We start from the raw sequence: 18,219 nt of genomic DNA, 5'->3' as shown, positions 1-18,219 counted from the left end.
ATTAAACAGCATCACACAATACGTGGAAGGAGAGCTCAAGTTACGAGTTAATCGTGATAAGAGCGGAACCTTTCGTCCTAAGGACTCAACATTTCTCGGCTACACGTTCTCCAAAGCAGACAGTAAATGTATTGTCGTGGCGGAAAAGTCGGTGAAGAGACTATGGACGAAACTCCACAAGATGTTTAACTCAGCACGCGGAACTTCCTTAAAGAAGACGATAGAAAGAATAACTCCCGTCCTCAGGGGCTGGAGGAACTACTATCGCCTTGATACCAGGAAGACGTACTGGAGTGAAATGGACGAAAGAATTCGCCACCATCTCCGTAAACTTATCTGGATTGCATGGAAGAGACGGAAAACTAGGGCAAGGAATCTGATCAAACTAGGTCTGGATCCCGAGACCGCCTGGAAAAGTTCGATGAATGGCAGAGGTGCATGGTGGAACTCGGGTCAAGCTCACATGAACCTGACCATCAAGAACCGCCGTTTTGCCAGATTAGGGTTGTATTCTCTCCGCTTTATGGCGATTTGTTAATGAAGCGCCCACTACGGAACCGTACGGTGGGTGCTGTGAGAGGGGGACGGGGCAACCCAACCCTCTACTCGATGTATACCCAGCAGTGCGTCCCTATAGGGCGTGAATCCCGAGCTTTCCCGATGAGAGGAAAGCTTAGCGGCCTGGCAACGGCTTAACGGTAACGTTAAGTCTGAAGGAAGCTGATAGTAAAATGCATGTTCAAAGAACAGGAAGCGGATATGAGCAGTCTAGACGGGTGTGGGGGCCGTGATACCCAACCGATATTAGTTGAAGCGTTGCTATCGAGTCTTCGAGTCAACGTTTCACTGCTTTTTGAAGTTTTAATGGGCTCGAGGCCTCAGGCAGAGGGTTCCGTTAAGTGTGGTTCTCTGTAAAGCTTTCGAATGTCAGGTTGATTTTGCAGTAAAGGCAGGAAGCAATGCCTGCCGCAATTGGAGGCAAAATAGTACAACATTCTGTTCAATTTTCGTTATTTGTTTGGAATACAAATCTGTCTTTCAGCCACTTTCCCTTTGAGATGAATATTCGATCAAAACGCATGTTCATTACCACTCCGGTCAAATAGAAATTAATGAAGAACTCTCTGACAGTTAAACCGCATTAGTACCAAGAACAAAGGAGGTAGTTGCGTCTAGGAGCGTTTAGTTCCGGCAGCGGGATTGGAAATTATGAATTGCCATTAGGAGATTACTCGTTTGACTAACACTCAATCTATTCTAGGCAATGTGCTCATTTTTTTCTAAAAATTAGCGTTCCCTCTTTAAAATTAAGATAATTCATAGGATAATCTCGTAAACCCCTATAATTCTTGATTTTCTTAGTCCCTAGTAACTGCGATGAGCTTCCGACAGTACCTATATGCCATCTTTTTTGCATGCGTTTCGATTCCATTATTGGCTCTCGGAATTCAGCAGTTTTTCTTTGCGAAGGAAACTTTGGAAAACAGAGAGCTGGTAAGCAAGCTTTCAGCAGAACTTGTCGGGAGAGAAATTCAATCTCGACTGGAGATTGCTAGAACTGTCGTAGAATCTGCCGCTAATAAGCTCGCTGCAGACGGTGTTAAAGATCCGGAGTTGTTGAACAGCTATTTAAAAGATTTGGTTGTTAAAGTTCCTTATATTCTCAATATTCACTATGACAACACAAAAGGACGTTCAATTGCCTTTTACCCAAAGATCAACAAAGAAGGACTCTCTAATATTAGTGTTGACCACACGACTAGAGATCACTGGAAAAAGATTCAATCTTTCAACACTCCTGTCGTCTCTGACGTAGTTAAGGCCGTAGGCGCGGCAGACGTTCCTATCGTCAATGTCATCATTCCTGCAAGAAATAAAAAAGGAAAACTTGTTGGTTATGCCGTCTGTGCTTTGAACTTGAATCGACTGGTTGATAATGCCACTAGCCGAATCGCGCCGGGAGAATTTAGTATTTGGGTTTTTGACAGCAAGGGCGTGCCGGTATTCACCACTGATCTTGTTGCCACTTTAACCCCATATTTGAAGCCTCAGGAAATCTCAAGGGTATTGAAAACAGGTGGAGAGTGGGTAACCATTGAAAGAGGAAATGCAGCGGATTTGTCAGGTTACCTTTTGCCATTGCCGGATCAAAATTGGGCTGTCGGAATTTTTAGAAAAGTCCCTGATAAAGAAACCGAACATGGTGTATTGGTCTGGACTAATATCCTCTTCTTTTTGCTCGTATGCTTGCTGACTTTGATTGTCGGAAGCACGGTAAATCAGGTCTTGGTCTCCAAATTCAAGAAATTAATGAATAGTGTCTTCGATTCAAAATATCCATGGGGCAAAATGGACTATATTGAATCTCCGGAAGAATTCGGGCACCTACAGAAACTCATAAACAAACTTAGCAATCAAGTAAGACCAAACAAACCTGAGGCAAATGATATTAACTTTGCCGTGGAAAGGGAATTTCATAGGAGAATCTCAGATTTCTCCGAAAGAGGAGTCATCTTGAATAAGGTGTTTGATGACTTCTTAACTGGTTTAGTGCTCGTAGATAAAAACGGAGAAATCCGGTTTGCAAACAAGATATCCCGCAGATTGATGCCGATGGCCCAACCGGGTTCGGATTTCTTGTGTTGCCTCGATCAGTGCTTCTCCTCGGATGTTCCGCCTAACGAATGGCTAGAACGGTTAAGAACTCAATTGACTTTCATAGCAACCGGAGAAAAATATGAGCTCCGGATGTATTCGATAAAAGATTCAGGTGTTGTTGATAAGGTCTACGTCCTGGTGCGAGAAGAATAGGAGAAGGCTCGGGGGCCTTCTCAGACAGTAGTTAATCCTTCAAGAAGTATTCGACAGTCGTTACCACTCTCACATTCTTGATAAAAGGAGTGTTCTCGTCTCGGTCGGTGATAGAGAAGATGCCTTGGTTGGCTCTTCGGATTTTTCCTAAAGTCGATCCGGAATCCATAGCAAATTTCTGTGCGGCTTCTTTAGCGTTCTTTGTGGCGGCTTCGATCATCGCCGGTTTAATTTCATTTAGCCCGGTGTATGAATATTTGGTCATGTAAGAGTAGTCATTAGTCAAGCCTACACCGGCCTTTAACAAATCTCTTTGTGCTTCGTCCAATTTACGGACCACATCAACCTTGTCTGATGAAATAGTAAGCACCTGAGTAATCATGTAACGGAACGGTGGACGCTGAGAGCCGTAGTTGTCAGCCAAATTGTCACGCAGTTTCGGCGCGGCAATAGTAATTTCCTCATCTGTAAGACCACCGTCTTTGAGATATTTCAAAACCATGTTCTGCTTGACTTCCAACTGGTCATAAACTTGAGACAAATCATTTCCCATTTCACGGAAGCTTACCGGCCAAATAACATGATTGGCCTTGACTTCTTTCTCTGAAAGGCCTTTGACGGTAACAACTCTGTCGGCGTCTTTAAATCCTCTGATTCCTTGTTCTAGTTGGTTGCCTAGAGTAAAGGCTCCGGCGATGATGCCGACGGCGATGAGTGAAGAAGAAATTATTTTGGTGTCCATTGAGAACCTCCTAATGATCTTCTTGAGATTCTAATGTCTTTATTAGACGAGCAAACTCAAACCAGGAAACCGCTCTTATCACCAGCGAAGAGGTTTTATGTCTCTGTATTCAAGGTAAAATCATTTGAAATCAAAGAGGAATCTAAAATGATCAATCGTCGCCAATTTTTAGAGACTACCGCAGCATTAATAGGATCTTCTCCAGTTTATTCAGCATTTGCTCAGCAAAATGAAACGGCAGAGGTGTTTTTCTCCAAAGAGATTTCGCCTCAGTCTTTAATCAAAATGTTTAAGTTGGTTGGCGGAAATTTAAATGGAAAGATTGCGATCAAGCTTCACACCGGCGAGCCGCATGGCCCCAACATCATTCCTTCCCCATGGGTACAAAAATTGCAGGAACAAATTCCTGACAGCACAATTGTGGAATGCAATGTCCTGTACGGAAGTCCTCGTCAAACTTCGAAAGGCCATCGTGAAACTCTTAAAATTAACGGTTGGAATTTTAGCCGGGTGGATATTATGGACGAAGACGGCGAAGCAGAATTGCCGTCAAATGGTGCGAAGTATGTCAAGAGGTTCAGAGTAGGCAAAAATCTCCTTAACTATGACTCCATGTTGGTACTTACTCACTTCAAAGGGCATACAATGGGCGGTTTCGGCGGTTCGATGAAAAACATCGCCATTGGATGCGGTTCTAGCGGTCCGGAAGGTGGAAAGGCACAGTTGCATGGTCTGCTGGATCACAATGGACAATGGATCCGTGGAGAGGAACTGATGGAGCGCATGGCCGACGGAGCGAAAGCAATCACGGACCATTTTGGAAAGAAGATTGTATACATCAATGTTTTAAGAAAAATGTCGGTTGATTGTGACTGCGCAGGAACTTCAGCGGCAGAACCGACTGCACCCGATATCGGTATTCTCGCTTCAACTGATTTGCTGGCTATTGATCAAGCTAGCATTGATCTGATAAAGGCTCTTCCGGAGGGGCAAAACAGAGATTTGATGGAAAGAATCACATCACGAAAAGGACTCCTGAGTTTGATACCGAAACCCCCTTATTTTCATAATTACTATCTGAAAATAAAAGGAAAATCTCTCTTGACTTTTTTTGGTTATATGTAGTAAAATAATGGTAATAGTATAGAGAGGGGTTTATGCGTTACCACGTCATGTACAGTTCTAATAAAGAGGGGAATCGAAGTGTCTATATCGCTTCCTCCTACAGAAATGAAAAAGGACAAGCCCGGAAAAATATTTATCGCAAATGTGGAAATGAGAAGATGCTGCTTGCGGCAGACCCTCTTGCTATACAAAAAATTAAAGCCGAGGTTGAAGCTCTTAATCGTGAGGCTGCAGCAACTGATCTAAACCAAAGGATGGTTTTAAATAAAAATATTAAAGATCAACTTCTCAAAGAAGCTAAGGACGGCCTGAGCTTAAAAGGAGAAAAGCCGGCGTTACGAGGTCTTGGGTTGGTGGTTTTAAGTCGGCTTTGGAATGAACTTAAACTGCCTTACAAGCTCACTTATCTTAAAAATGGTACGAACGTTCAGTTCGATTTTTCTGAAGTTGTCCGCCAACTGTGTCTTACAAGAATTTTATCCCCTTGGTCAAAGGCTAAAACCAAACGCTTAGTACCAGTCACATATCTCGGTGCTAGGCCGCAGAACCTTTCCGATTACTACAATTGCTTAGATCTGCTCAGCGATAATAAAGAAGCCATTATCAAATATCTGAATAAAAAGCTTTTAGAACAAAATCCTCAACGAGACACGCGAGTGTGCCTCTATGACATTACTACTTACGCCTTTGAAAGCATTCGAGCCGACAGTCTTCGAGAATTCGGTTACTCAAAAGATAAAAAATTTAATGAAGTTCAGGTAGTTATGGCCTTAGCTGCTGACAAAGACGGACTGCCAGTCAGCTATAAACTCTATAAAGGCAATCAGGGAGAATCTCCGACGATGATTCCTTTTGTAGAAGAATTGAAAAAAACTTATGGGGTTGAAAAACTTGTAGTCGTGGCCGATAGGGGCCTTAACAACACGGCCAACATTCACTGCCTGGTCGAGCTTGGTCACGACTATGTATTCTCATCGAAGATTAGAAGCGCTTCCGAGGAAGTCAAGGCCGCTGCCCTTTGCCCGGAAGGAAGAATCTCATATACCGTGGTCGATGATGACGGGGTTGTGGAAGAAAACTGGTACAAAGAGGTCACGCTTGAAACCAAAGTTAACTATCGTTATCCGGAGTTTGCAAAGGAGCATGATAATCCTGCAGAGATAGAACGGCTGGAGAAGATATTAAAGCCCTATGAAACTCGAGCTAAAAATAAGAGAAAAAAAGGAACGCTCAAGCGCAGGTACATCGTTACATTCTCTAAAAAGCGCTTTGATAAAGACAGACACGATAGACAAAAGTTTATTGATAAAGCAATAGGGCTAGTTACCCGTCCCTCTACCTTCACAGCGGAAATGAAAAAAGGAGGCAAGGGATTAGTTCGCGTTGAGATTGATAAAGAGAGTTTGAGTTTAGACGAGGAAAAGATCGTTGAGCAGGAGAAGTTCGATGGAATGCATGTGATAGAGACTTCACTGGAAGATCCTGTAGAGGAAATCCTAAGCATCTACAGAGAGCTCTGGCACATAGAGAGCAATTTCCGCCTCTTGAAAAGTCAATTAGAAGCACGACCGGTGTATGTGCGCACTGAGCAACACATCCGCGGTCATTTTCTTTGTTGTTATATCGCATTAGTAATTTCGCGTTTGCTCGAGTACAAGCTCAAATCCAACCAGACCCCAATTTCCATAGAGAAGATCGTGGAAAGTCTCAACGGACTAAGGACGACAAGAATCAAATTAGAGAGACTGCCGGCGGTCTATGCAACTACAGGGATTTCAGACGATGTAAAAAACATCTGCAAAGCCGTATCTATGCCGGTGCTAGAGGACTATGAAACCGCAGCAACCTTGAGAAGGAAACTGGGGCTATCCGGAGATTTGAACAGTTACTTCTCTATCGAGTGAACTACTACTACGAGGAATAAAAAAATGAAAAATTAGAGATACATTGAGGCCCAATAGATATAACAAAATTTCCTCAATTTATTCTCTGAAACTCAGGAAAATGAAACGGCAGAGGTGTTTTTCTCCAAAGAGATTTCGCCTCAGTCTTTAATCAAAATGTTTAAGTTGGTTGGCGGAAATTTAAATGGAAAGATTGCGATCAAGCTTCACACCGGCGAGCCGCATGGCCCCAACATCATTCCTTCCCCATGGGTACAAAAATTGCAGGAACAAATTCCTGACAGCACAATTGTGGAATGCAATGTCCTGTACGGAAGTCCTCGTCAAACTTCGAAAGGCCATCGTGAAACTCTTAAAATTAACGGTTGGAATTTTAGCCGGGTGGATATTATGGACGAAGACGGCGAAGCAGAATTGCCGTCAAATGGTGCGAAGTATGTCAAGAGGTTCAGAGTAGGCAAAAATCTCCTTAACTATGACTCCATGTTGGTACTTACTCACTTCAAAGGGCATACAATGGGCGGTTTCGGCGGTTCGATGAAAAACATCGCCATTGGATGCGGTTCTAGCGGTCCGGAAGGTGGAAAGGCACAGTTGCATGGTCTGCTGGATCACAATGGACAATGGATCCGTGGAGAGGAACTGATGGAGCGCATGGCCGACGGAGCGAAAGCAATCACGGACCATTTTGGAAAGAAGATTGTATACATCAATGTTTTAAGAAAAATGTCGGTTGATTGTGACTGCGCAGGAACTTCAGCGGCAGAACCGACTGCACCCGATATCGGTATTCTCGCTTCAACTGATTTGCTGGCTATTGATCAAGCTAGCATTGATCTGATAAAGGCTCTTCCGGAGGGGCAAAACAGAGATTTGATGGAAAGAATCACATCACGAAAAGGACTTCGCCAGTTGTCAGCAATGAAGGAAAGAAAAATGGGCCATGACCAGTACAAATTAATCGATATAAATAAGGCTTAATTTGAGAGAATGGAAAAGATGGCCTTCCGATGTATAGAAAGGCTTTTTGGATCTTTCTCCTCGGAAAGTGTTTCGACAGTGAGATTGAGCGAGCTCCTCTTGAGACATTTACTGATTACGTTCTCAATAACCTAAAAAAGGTGAGTTTTTTCTTAAACTTCACTAGAATTCAAGATTACGTTTTAATTGCCTAGGGATGCAGTATTGCTTCTGCAAAGGTCCTCTTTGAAAATAATGATGAAGGCAATAAGGAAGGTCGAGTTTCGATTCTTCCTTATTGGAATTAATTAGGTCTGAATATGGAATTTGAACTCTGGTACTTATTGTTGGTACCTGTACTTTTTGGGGCAGGCTGGTTCTCCCGCTCATTCGATATTAAAGAAAAAAAATCAGTAGCAGATGAAACCCAAACCTTATATAAAGGTCTGGATTTGCTGCTGGATAATAAAAAAGATCAGGCTTTGAATTCCTTAGTTAACCTCGCGAAAATTGACCCCGATACGGTCGAACTGCATTTTGCTTTGGGAACTCTTTACAGGAAAAGAGGAGATTACGATCGCGCGGTTAAAATCCATAATCATCTTTACAATAGAGCAGATTTATCTAAAAAAGAAAGAGCCCGTGCACTCTTTTCCTTGGGTCAGGACTATTTAAAGGCAGGCCTTTGGGATAGAGCGGAGGATTCCTTTAGAAAAACCGCTGACTTGGAAAGCGACTACAAAGTTCGAGCCATTAAAGAGTTAGTGAATATTTACGAGTCTGAAAAAGAGTGGCTCAAAGCAATTGATGAGGCTCACATTCTTGAAAAGGTCACCGGAGAGACCTATCCGTCAAGAATTTCTCACCTTTACTGTGAGTTGACTCTTCAATGCATGTTCTTTAAGAAGTTTGATGAAGCGGCTCATTATTTGCAGCAAGCTATTCACGCCGATCCGAACAATAAGCGGGCTTTAATCATGCAGGGAACCATGCTTCAGAAACAAGGAAAGCTTGATGAAGCAGTTGAAGTATGGAAACAGGTTGGCAAAATTTCTCCGGAATATGAGACTTTGGTTGTGGCTTCCGTCGCAGATACTTTGCTTAAAGCTGGCAAAGACGCAGATGCCGTACGCTATCTGGAATCTGTAGCAGAAAAAGGAATCAACTCTGATTCTGTTGACGCCGCCGTCGATTGGATCTGCAAAATCGAGGGGCCGGAAAACGCTCTGGAATTTCTTCGACGTTACTTATCTCAGAAGAAGTCTTTAATTGGATTTAAGAGATTAACCGACTTGCGTTTGGCGCAGGATCCTGACAATAAGGAGCTGAAAGAGCTGTCTGACTTCTTAAAGAATCAAATCGACAAAACCGTTCGATATAAATGTAATAAATGTGGTTTCGTAACTAAGAGTTTTCAGTGGCAGTGTCCTGGATGTCGAAATTGGGACAGCTTTGCGCCCGTGCGCTCTGAAGACCCGTCAAGAATTTAAAGGATGGGAACGAAACTTTTGATACAAATTAACCATAGGCGCGCTCCACGGCGTGCCCGCTTTCTTAGATAATTAGCTGTACCTTTCTCATAACCTACGAGTCACAAATATAAATATGTTAAAAAGAATTGGCTTTTTTCTGCTGACCAACTTGGCAATCTTGATTGTGCTCAGCATCGTATTGAACATCGTGTCCGCAGTGTTTGGTATTAACTTCGGCAATATTGCCGGCGCTAACCAAAACATGGGTTCTTTACTCGTATTCGCAGCTGTTGTTGGCTTTACCGGTTCGCTCATCTCTCTTTTCATGAGTAAAACCATTGCGAAGCACACAATGGGCGTTCAGATGATCACTCAGCCGACAAACAAGCTTCAGGCTTGGTTGTTGGAAACAGTTCACTCCCATGCGCAGAAGGCTGGAATTGGTATGCCGGAAGTCGGCATCTATGAAGGCGAAGCTAACGCTTTCGCGACGGGCGCATCCCGTAACAACGCCATGGTTGCTGTTTCAACCGGTCTTCTCTCCAGCATGAATAAAGAAGAAGTAGAAGCAGTGCTCGCTCATGAAATTGCTCACGTTGCCAACGGTGATATGGTTACTCTGACTCTTATTCAAGGCGTCACAAACACATTCGTGGTATTTCTCTCCAGAATTATCGGAAACTTCGTTGACAGAGCAGTTCTCCGTAACGAAAGCGATGCCCCCGGAATCGGTTATTACGTTACATCCGTCGTGCTGGATATTGTTCTGGGGATTTTGGCGGCTATTGTTGTTGCTTACTTCTCTCGCCATAGAGAGTTCAGAGCTGACGCAGGCGCTGCAAAGATCATGGGCAGTACAACACCAATGATCAACGCATTGGCCAGACTTGGTTCTGTTCCTACTGAAGAACTTCCTCCTGCCGTCAAAGGCTTCGGGATTGCCGGTAGCATCGGTGAGTTGTTGGCTAGCCATCCTTCTATCCAAGATAGAATTAAGGCTCTAAGAGACATGGACGTTCGTCGCTAAGATTCTCTAATTCCAGCAAAAAGGCAGCTTCGGCTGCCTTTTTGCATATGGAAGTTCTTTTCGAGATTTGTTTCTGTAGCCTGGAACTCTCTCTCGGAAAATAGAAAATTAATTATTCAAAGAAGTCAAGGCAAAATCAAAACTTCTTCTCAAAAAGACATTTTTTCTCAGGATAAAGCTCAATATCGACTGGAGAAGGAACGGTCTATACTCCTCCGTGATACTTCACTCAATAAGACGTTAATAACTTTTTTACTCAAGGAGAAAGGAAATGACCTGGACATTCTGGATCGCTATTGCCGTTGTAATAGCGACTGTTTACGCATTGGTTAAGAGATACGAGACAAGATTAGTTCTCTTAACTTCCGGTTTTGTAATGGCTTTTATCTCATTGCAGCCAATGGTGGCATTCAAGCAGTTTGATAAGTCTATGACTAACGGCAGCTTGATTATCGCAATCTGCTCTGCTTTAGGTTTTGCTGCTGTTATCTCATTAACTAAATGTGATATCCATCTCGTAAGTCTCTTAATGAAGCCCTTAAAGAGATTAGGTCTCTTCTTATTGCCGGCTTGTATGATCGTTACAAGCGTGATTTCTACAGCTATCCCTTCTATGGCAGGTTTAAGCGCCGCTGTAGGTCCGACTATGATTCCTATCATGATTAGAGCTGGTTTCAGACCTGCAATGGCTGCTGCGGCTGTCGGCGGATGCATGATGCCCGCATATTTGAATCCTGGCGTTTCTCATAACCCGTTTATCTCTAAGCTGGCTTCCATGGATATCATGGAATTCATCGGCGCTCATGCTTCAACCACTGTAACACTTGGTTTAATCAGCATTATCTGTATCACGATTACTTGCTTTGTCCTGGGCGACTTCTCTAAGGCTGCTGCCAATACTCAGCAGGCTATTGAAAAAGCATCCAACGAAGTTGAACACCCGAACATTCTTTTCGCAATTGCTCCTATTGTTCCTGTCGTTCTCTTGGTCGTTGCTTCTATCTGGTTCAAAGAACTGAAGATGTCCGTTGCAACAGCTATGTTGATCGGTACTTTCTACGCACTTGTCGTTACACGTTCCAATCCTGAAGAAGTTACTAAGAAGTTCTTCGCCGGTATGGGTAATGGCTATGCCAAGATTTTAGGTATCATCATTGCCGCTGGTGTATTCGCCGCTGGTTTGCGCGCAGCTGGCGTTATCGAAGTGTTCGTTAACTATCTGACTCACGCCAATGAAGTTGCAAAACTCGGCGGTTCCATCGGACCATTCGCATTAGCAGTCTTGACCGGCTCCGGCGACGCTGCAGCTTTTGCTTTCAACGAAGCTGTTACACCTCACGCTGCTAAATTCGGTATGCAGATTGATAACTTGGGTTACTTAGCTATGATGGCTGCCGGTATCGGCCGTCAGGCTTCTCCTTTAGCCGGCGGTATCATTCTTCTTTCCGGTATTGCTGCTGTTTCTCCTGTTGAAGTAGTTAAGAGAACTGCTCCTGCAGCTGTGGTGATGTTAATCTCCGTGTACTTCTTGTGCTAAAAAGGAAGACTTATGACAAATCATCCTCCTATTCTTGAACAGTACACAAATACTATTGCTGCGCTTCTGAAGAATAACCAAGTCGAAAAAGCCTTAGGCTGCATTCAGGACCAAACTGAATTGGCAATGCAGGAACAAGTCGATTTGTGCGAAATCAGCGCTCCTACTTTCCAAGAAGAAAAGAGAGCTGACGAATTGGTTAAGCGCATGAAACAGTACGGTCTTACAGATGTCTGTAAAGACGGCATTGGAAATGTGCTCGGACGCCGCAAAGGTAAAACCGGTGCTAAAACGATTGCTATCGGTGCTCATATGGACTCAGTCTTTCCTGCCGAAACCGACGTTAAGGTTCGCCGTGAAGGAAATGTCTATTGGGCCCCAGGCATCGGTGATAATTGCTCCGGCTTAAGAGCACTTCTTCAGGTCCTGAGAGCTTTGAATGAAGCCAATATTGAAACTGATGAAGACATTCTGTTTGTCGGTACTGTGGGCGAAGAGGGCAACGGAGATATCCGCGGTTCTAAGTTCTTGTGCGCAAATACCAAATTAGACGCCTTTATCGCCGTTGATAGCACGGATGTCGGCCGCGTTCTTCGTGGAGCTGTTGGTTCTCACCGTTGGAGAATTGCCGTTGACGGTCCCGGAGGCCATTCTTTTGCAGAGTTTGGAAAGACTCCGAGTGCTATTCATGCAGTTTGTCGTGCAGGTGCCGAGATCGCCAAGATTGAAGTTCCGGAAGATCCGAAGACAACCTTTACTATCGGAACAATCAAGGGCGGCACAACGGTCAACACAATTGCTGCACATTGCGAAGTGGACGTAGATATTCGCAGCACGGACAATACCGAATTGAAGAAGGTTGAAGACGCCGTTCTGGCAGCTTTTGAGAAAGCCGTTAAGGAAGAAAACGCAAGATGGCCGAACGCTTTGCCGGAAACCCACTTAAAGGTGACGACTACTCAAATCGGAAACCGTCCTGCAGGTTTGCGTCCACATGATTGTCCTGTTCTTCAGTCTGCCCGCGCCGCACAAAAAGCTTTGGGCATTGAATTGACGAACTACGGGCTGTCTTCAACGGACGCTAATGCGGCGATGAGTTTGAATATTCCTTCAACTTGCCTTTGCTCCGGAGGAAAGGGGATTGGTGCTCATACTTTGAAAGAACATTTTGTTTTTGAAAAGACAGAACTTGGTCCGAAATTGATTCTTCTCACATCACTGGCGTTGGCTGGAACATCAGACACTAAACCGCTTCTTTAAGGATAGCTAACCCATGAAAAGGCCGCAGAATTCAACCTCTGCAGCCTTTTAGTACTTATGCATAAAAATAATAAATACTATCTAAAATAAGTATTTCACATTCTTCGCAGGAAGTCCTAAAATTTTTTCATCCCTCCTAAAGGAGTTAAAAATGAAAATAATCAGATTAATGGTGACCCTGCTTGGGATTCTTATTTTTGGTAATAGTATGGCGGCGGAAATCTACTTGGAATGTGACGGAAAAGAATATTCTGTCAGCTTGAATGACAGTCAAGAAGCTAAAGAATTTTTAAAACAACTTCCCCAAGAATTGAAATTTGAGGATTACGGCGCTTTCGAGAGGATAGCGTATTTAACAAAAAAACTAGCTCCGGTTGGCCCTGCAAATGGTTTTACTCCATTGACCGGAGATCTGACTTACTACGCTCCTTGGGGAAATCTCGCCGTATTTATCAAAGATTTTCGGCCCTCTACCGGTCTCTATTCTTTAGGGACCTTATCGCCGGAAGCTTTGAAATCCATAAAAGAATCGGGGAGCAGAAAGATAAGATTTTATTCAAAGGATTAATCCTAATGTTCAAACATGAAATATGCGGAAAAAGCTTTGACATGGAGAGAGCTCTGTGCAAGTTGGAGGACACGGCTCTGAGAAACTGTGTTTTTGCAGGACCGACCGATGGAGAGTCACCGCTTAAACACCCTCAAAATATTGTGGTTGAGAACTGTTTATTCTCCTTGAGATATCCTCTCTGGCATGCTGATCGATTTGAGCTTTGGAAGTGCCGTCTTGATGAGAAGGCTAGAGCTGCTCTTTGGTACTGTTTCAACGGCAAAATTTTAGATTCAGTTTTAGGAGGAATCAAAGCCCTTCGCGACTGTCAGAACATTCTCTTAGAGCGTTGTCTAATCAACTCTCCTGAGTTTGGTTGGAAATGCAGAGGAATTACAGTAAACGATTCGACTTTGGAAGCCGAGTATGTGTTCTTGGATACTCAAGATTTGTACTTGAAGAATTTGAAGCAGAACGGCAAATATTCTTTCCAATACTGCCGGGATATCGTTATTGAAGACTCTGTTTTAGATACCAAAGACGCCTTCTGGCATAGCGAAAACGTCACGGTAAGAAACTCCGTAATTAAAGGAGAATACCTCGGCTGGTTTTCTACCAATATGGTTTTAGAAAACTGTGAAATAGAAGGAACCCAGCCGCTGTGCTTTGCAAAGGATCTTATTCTTAAGAATTGCACGATGAAAAACACCGATCTTGCATTTGAAGAATCATCGGTGCGTGCTGAAATCCGCGGCTCGGTTCTTTCCGTTAAGAATCCGCTGTCAGGTTCGATTCTTGCCGATGATTACGGAGAAATCATTGAAGAAGAGTCCGGCCGTGCGTCAATTCTAAAGAGAAAAGAATAGCTCTGAAGTTAATAATTACTTCTTCCTGTTCAATCTCAAAAAAGCACAGAAAGAAAAGTCTTCCGGCTGGCGGAGTCAGCAAGCGGCTGCATAAATTCACATTCATCTCATTTGTAAGACGAAGGACGTGAATTTGGCTTAAATCAAAAGTCGTTTTTAGACGGAGCTGCTGGCTTACGTTAACTCTTCCAAATAAAGACATTAGGCATTTGCCTGATGATGGAGAACTTTTACCTTTTTTCTGAGTAACTCAAGTCAAAGAGGAAATTATGTTGAAGCGAAGACAAGTGATAGGAACGGTTTTTTCAGCGGCGGCTCTAAGCATTCTTCCAGTATCCGCACAAAACCTCCGCAAAGGAATAATCGTTGTGTACTCGAGAACCGGGAATACTTTCGGTCTAGCTCAAAGAATCCACGAAAAGACAGGATATCCAATACTTCGTTTGCAGCTCGTTAAACCATACGCTGAAAACTACAATGACATGACTTATTTGGCAAGAGATGAGATTCGTTCGGATGCACGAAGAGAAATTGCTACAAAAATTCCGGACCTGAGTGGTTATACAGACATCTACGTGGGAGGTCCATACTGGTGGGGCGGATTGGACGTCCCGATGAGAACTTTTCTAAAAGATCATCCGTTAGAAGGCAAACGAATTCATCCTTTCATCACTTCCGGCAGTTCAAGTCCGAGAGGCGCCATAGAAGATATCAGGAGGTTGTGTCCAAAGGCAACAATCGAGCCGCATTTCTACAGCTCGAATTCCGAAGTTTCATCAGCCTTGAACAATCTTGATAAATGGATCGAAGAATCTCTCAAAGGTTAACATCCTGAGCCAACGAATGTCACTGAAGCTTGCTTAATTTTTTAATGGCAAATCTAAGCAGCTCCGGAGCGGTTCTTAAGGAATAATCCAACTCAAGTCTTTCGGTCATCTTATGAGCATCTTTGCCGGAAGGGCCTAAATTAGCAATTGGAATGCTCAGCTCTGTTAACTCCTGAATCGGAATCCAAAACGTTTCGCCCCATCCAGGAAGATTTTCGGCAATGAACTGTAAGTCTTTTGGATCTCCTTCGTATCCCAAGTAAGATAAGTCGGTAATACCTCCGAATACTTCTATGAAAGTGCTGTCCGAATCGCAGGCCAAATGATTGCTCTTGGCAATCACTTCATGTATGAGGTCTTTGATTCGGCTTTCTTTTTCATTTCTTCTCTTATTAATTCTCGGCGGATAATAGGGAGGAAGAAAACCAACTACAATTTGAGGCTCACTTGAATGACTCAAAGAGATAATCGCTTCCATGATTCGGATGGCTTGTTCCCGTTCATCGAAAGAATCTTGTCTCGATGACAGTTCTTTCTTTAACGCCCGATCGAAGGTTTTGTCGTCTTTGAACTGACTTCTAACTTTATTCAGAAGTTCGGAATAGCTGAGAACTTTTATCTTCGGAAGGGGGCTCGATGTTCCTCCTCTTCGAATAAAAGTTCCTTCGGAAGTCTTTAAAGTTTCTAAAGTTGAACTTGCGGCATCTTGTGCAAGCCCCACGCACAAGGATAAGATTTCTTGAGGAGTTTTTTCTATAGTTAGAAGATTGAAATAGCAAACGGCTCTTTCAGGAAGCGTTACTGAATAACCGTTTCTTCTGATTTCAAAGCCTAGACAGGCAGGGGGAGAAAGAAGCCAGTTTCCTTGTCCTTCAAGGAAAGCCGGATTTGCCTCCATCTTCGTGACAATTTCGGAAGCCAAAAGAACCGAGCTGAGGCCTTGAAAGTAATCGTTGACGTGTGCGGCTTTCCCGACACAGTAAAAGAAAGGCATGATTTTGCCCGTCGTACCGGTGTAATAGGGACGGAATGATTGGCCTGATGCATTGGGAGTGGTCCGGAAACAAGGTTCCCCTGTAAAAGCGGCGATGACATCCAGTTTCTTTTCTTTGATAAAGGAATTAAGTTTGCGGATTGTTCCTCGCATGCCGGCACTGCTGTTTTCTTCATCAGGTACGGCTAGAAACAAGAGATTGACTCCGCAGCCGGATTCTGCATATTCTTTGAATATGGCTAGAAAGAGAGCAAGTCCTCCTTTCATATCCATGACGCCGCGTCCAAAAAGCCAATTCCCGGAATCTAAATCTCTTTTTGCTTCAGGATTAAGCGAACGCGCTTGAAGGAGCTTTGTATATAAGTCCGGTTCAAATGCCTGAGATTTGAGCTCTCCGCAAACATCGGTAGAGACGACATCAAAGTGTCCGGTAAGGATAACCGTACGTCCTTGAGAATCCGGTGAGGAAAGAAGGCCGAGAACAGCTTTTCGATTCCAAGGATCTTTTTCGCAGGGAATCAGGTCTACTTCTATTGTTAACGGAGAGACTGGCTGAATAGACGAGAGATAGTTAAAAATAAACTCTGCGCATTCATTTTCTTTGCCTGCGTCAGTCGAAACGGAAGCAATTGCACAGAGGTGTTTTGTAAGGAGCAGTATTTCGTCCTCTAAAGCTAATTTTTGGTTCACTTTTTCCTCCTCAGATTTTTCTGATTTTAAGGAAAAAGCGGACTCAGCTATGAGGAAATTGATTTATTTAAGCCAGACCTTTTTACCTTTAACAGTATTGTTGGCAACCATGACGGCGAGGAATCCGACAACAATACCCGATATTGTCAAACCAATTGTGATAGCACTCCAATAGCCTCTGGCACCAAGCGGTGCAGCGGTTAATGTATCGGTAAACGTCAAAAGACTTCCTAAGCCTAACCCGATGCCCCAAAGCAGTACTCCGTAAAGAACCATAGGAGCAAAGGTAATGCGGTAGCCTCTCATCGCAAAAGACCCAATGCAGTTGGTAGCGTCGAAGATGTGATAGAACGCAGCAAAAGGAATCAATAGTGCTGAGATGGCAATCACAGATGCATTGTCGGTGTAGAGTTCGACAAAGAAATATTTGAAGAAATAAAGAATCAACGATACGACAACCGCACAGCAGATGCCAAATTTTAGGCAATTGAAGGTGGCCCTCCGTGCAGACTCCGCACTTCCTGCTCCAAGACTTTGAGAGACCAACACGGAAGCGGTTACACCGATGGAGAGCGGGAGCATGTAGAAAAGAGAAGTTAAATTAGCCACAATCTGGTGACCTGAAACTGTAACCTCTCCTAAGCGGGAAATAAAAATTGTCATGAACGTAAATGAGGTCACTTCAAAGAATGCGGACAGACCGATAGGAATGCCGAGCTTAAGCTGAGCCGCCATGATCTTCCAATTCGGCAATGAGAACGTTTCCGATCTCATGCGGACATAGAAACTGTCGAAATGCCAAATTCCCCAGAATAATAAGAGAGTGATCCAAGAGGTAAGGGCAGAGGAGACTGCGCATCCAGCGCCTCCTAATGCAGGGATTGGTCCCCAACCGTACATGAAAAGGGCATTAAAGGGAGCTTTTAACGCCAGCATTAGCAGAGAAATCCACATAGCAATCTTCGGACGTGACACTGCAGCATTCAACGCCAAGTAAGCACGTCCTGCCATTGCTCCGGGGAGCCCGATCGCATTGATAATGAGATATAGGGAAGCAATCTTTGCAGTCTCACCTTGTGCATTAGTTAAAGTCATCCATAACGGCGTATAGGTCATAACTAAAACGCCGATGATAGATAGGAAAACGGCAATCCAAAGTGTCTGATGAAGTTCAGGACCGATTTTCTCGTGTTTGCCGGCGCCTAAATGGTGAGCTGCAATTGGTGACAAACCTTGCATAATACCCACTAAACCGACAAAGATTGAGATAGAAACGGCAATACCGATGGCAACACCGGCAAGATCCGTAGGACCTAAGTGACCGGCCATCAAAGTATCGATGGTGCTTCCGCCGACGATAGCTAAATTGGAAACCCAAATAGGCGCGGAAAGCTTGATAATGGACCAATACGAAGTCGATGGCGGCGTTAATCGTGTCGGTGTAACGGACATAA

The 18,219-nt window shown here is 43.8% G+C and carries 15 protein-coding genes; 12 read left to right on the top strand and 3 right to left on the bottom strand.

The annotated features are described in order from the left end of the window. Window positions 1–538, top strand: a 538-nt coding sequence (locus ADH67_RS07015; RefSeq protein ID WP_272893895.1) for a group II intron maturase-specific domain-containing protein, incomplete at its 5' end; no start/stop codon positions are given. An 839-nt stretch (window positions 539–1,377) separates the two neighbouring features. After that, window positions 1,378–2,811: a cache domain-containing protein gene (locus ADH67_RS07005; RefSeq protein ID WP_066593516.1), complete on the top strand. Its 1,434-nt coding sequence runs from the start codon at window positions 1,378–1,380 to the stop codon at window positions 2,809–2,811. Between the two features lie 31 nt (window positions 2,812–2,842). Here the strand turns inward: ADH67_RS07005 and ADH67_RS07000 are convergent, their stop codons facing one another. Then, window positions 2,843–3,553 (bottom strand): SIMPL domain-containing protein, encoded by a 711-nt coding sequence (locus ADH67_RS07000; protein WP_066593513.1) that lies wholly within the window; start codon window positions 3,551–3,553, stop codon window positions 2,843–2,845. A gap of 147 nt (window positions 3,554–3,700) precedes the next feature. Between ADH67_RS07000 and ADH67_RS06995 the strand changes: the two genes are divergently transcribed. The 10 genes from ADH67_RS06995 (at window position 3,701) to ADH67_RS06945 (ending at window position 15,081) form a co-directional block, all read left to right on the top strand. Further along, a complete protein-coding gene (locus tag ADH67_RS06995) occupies window positions 3,701–4,678 on the top strand; it encodes a DUF362 domain-containing protein (protein ID WP_066595813.1) in 978 nt (325 codons plus the stop codon). A 32-nt stretch (window positions 4,679–4,710) separates the two neighbouring features. Continuing rightward, entirely contained in the window at window positions 4,711–6,582 is a 1,872-nt protein-coding gene (locus ADH67_RS06990) for an IS1634 family transposase (protein WP_066591743.1), read from the top strand. Window positions 6,583–6,738: 156 nt separating this feature from the next. Next, window positions 6,739–7,563, top strand: coding sequence for a DUF362 domain-containing protein (locus ADH67_RS06985; RefSeq protein ID WP_084081615.1), 825 nt, complete (start codon window positions 6,739–6,741; stop codon window positions 7,561–7,563). 299 nt (window positions 7,564–7,862) lie between these two features. Then, window positions 7,863–9,032, top strand: a complete 1,170-nt coding sequence (locus tag ADH67_RS06980; protein WP_066593510.1) for a lipopolysaccharide assembly protein LapB — start codon at window positions 7,863–7,865, stop codon at window positions 9,030–9,032. 115 nt (window positions 9,033–9,147) lie between these two features. After that, on the top strand, window positions 9,148–10,041 hold the full coding sequence (gene htpX / locus ADH67_RS06975) for a protease HtpX (RefSeq protein WP_066593507.1): 894 nt from the start codon (window positions 9,148–9,150) through the stop codon (window positions 10,039–10,041). Between the two features lie 271 nt (window positions 10,042–10,312). Further along, the gene (gene dcuC / locus ADH67_RS06970) at window positions 10,313–11,578 is read left to right on the top strand and encodes a C4-dicarboxylate transporter DcuC (protein ID WP_066593504.1); all 1,266 of its coding nucleotides are present in this window, start codon (window positions 10,313–10,315) and stop codon (window positions 11,576–11,578) included. A gap of 12 nt (window positions 11,579–11,590) precedes the next feature. After that, complete coding sequence (locus tag ADH67_RS06965) at window positions 11,591–12,838, top strand: M20/M25/M40 family metallo-hydrolase (protein WP_066593502.1); 1,248 nt, start codon at window positions 11,591–11,593, stop codon at window positions 12,836–12,838. A gap of 151 nt (window positions 12,839–12,989) precedes the next feature. Then, window positions 12,990–13,406 carry a cyclophilin-like fold protein gene (locus ADH67_RS06960; RefSeq protein WP_066593500.1) on the top strand — a complete coding sequence of 139 codons (417 nt, stop codon included), beginning with the start codon at window positions 12,990–12,992 and terminating at the stop codon, window positions 13,404–13,406. Window positions 13,407–13,411: 5 nt separating this feature from the next. Further along, window positions 13,412–14,254 (top strand): DUF3737 family protein, encoded by an 843-nt coding sequence (locus tag ADH67_RS06955; RefSeq protein ID WP_066593498.1) that lies wholly within the window; start codon window positions 13,412–13,414, stop codon window positions 14,252–14,254. Window positions 14,255–14,523: 269 nt separating this feature from the next. Beyond that, on the top strand, window positions 14,524–15,081 hold the full coding sequence (locus ADH67_RS06945) for a flavodoxin (RefSeq protein WP_066593493.1): 558 nt from the start codon (window positions 14,524–14,526) through the stop codon (window positions 15,079–15,081). A 19-nt stretch (window positions 15,082–15,100) separates the two neighbouring features. Here the strand turns inward: ADH67_RS06945 and ADH67_RS06940 are convergent, their stop codons facing one another. Then, window positions 15,101–16,765 (bottom strand): M20/M25/M40 family metallo-hydrolase, encoded by a 1,665-nt coding sequence (locus ADH67_RS06940; protein WP_066593491.1) that lies wholly within the window; start codon window positions 16,763–16,765, stop codon window positions 15,101–15,103. 63 nt (window positions 16,766–16,828) lie between these two features. Further along, window positions 16,829–18,217, bottom strand: coding sequence for an MATE family efflux transporter (locus ADH67_RS06935; protein ID WP_066593489.1), 1,389 nt, complete (start codon window positions 18,215–18,217; stop codon window positions 16,829–16,831). Between the last annotated feature and the right edge of the window lie 2 nt (window positions 18,218–18,219).

The sequence above is a fragment of the Turicimonas muris genome (genome assembly GCF_002221595.1).
Lineage (GTDB): Bacteria > Pseudomonadota > Gammaproteobacteria > Burkholderiales > Burkholderiaceae_F > Turicimonas > Turicimonas muris.
The sequence above is the reverse complement of the archived record's forward strand: the minus strand, read 5'-3'. Positions and strand labels throughout refer to the sequence as shown.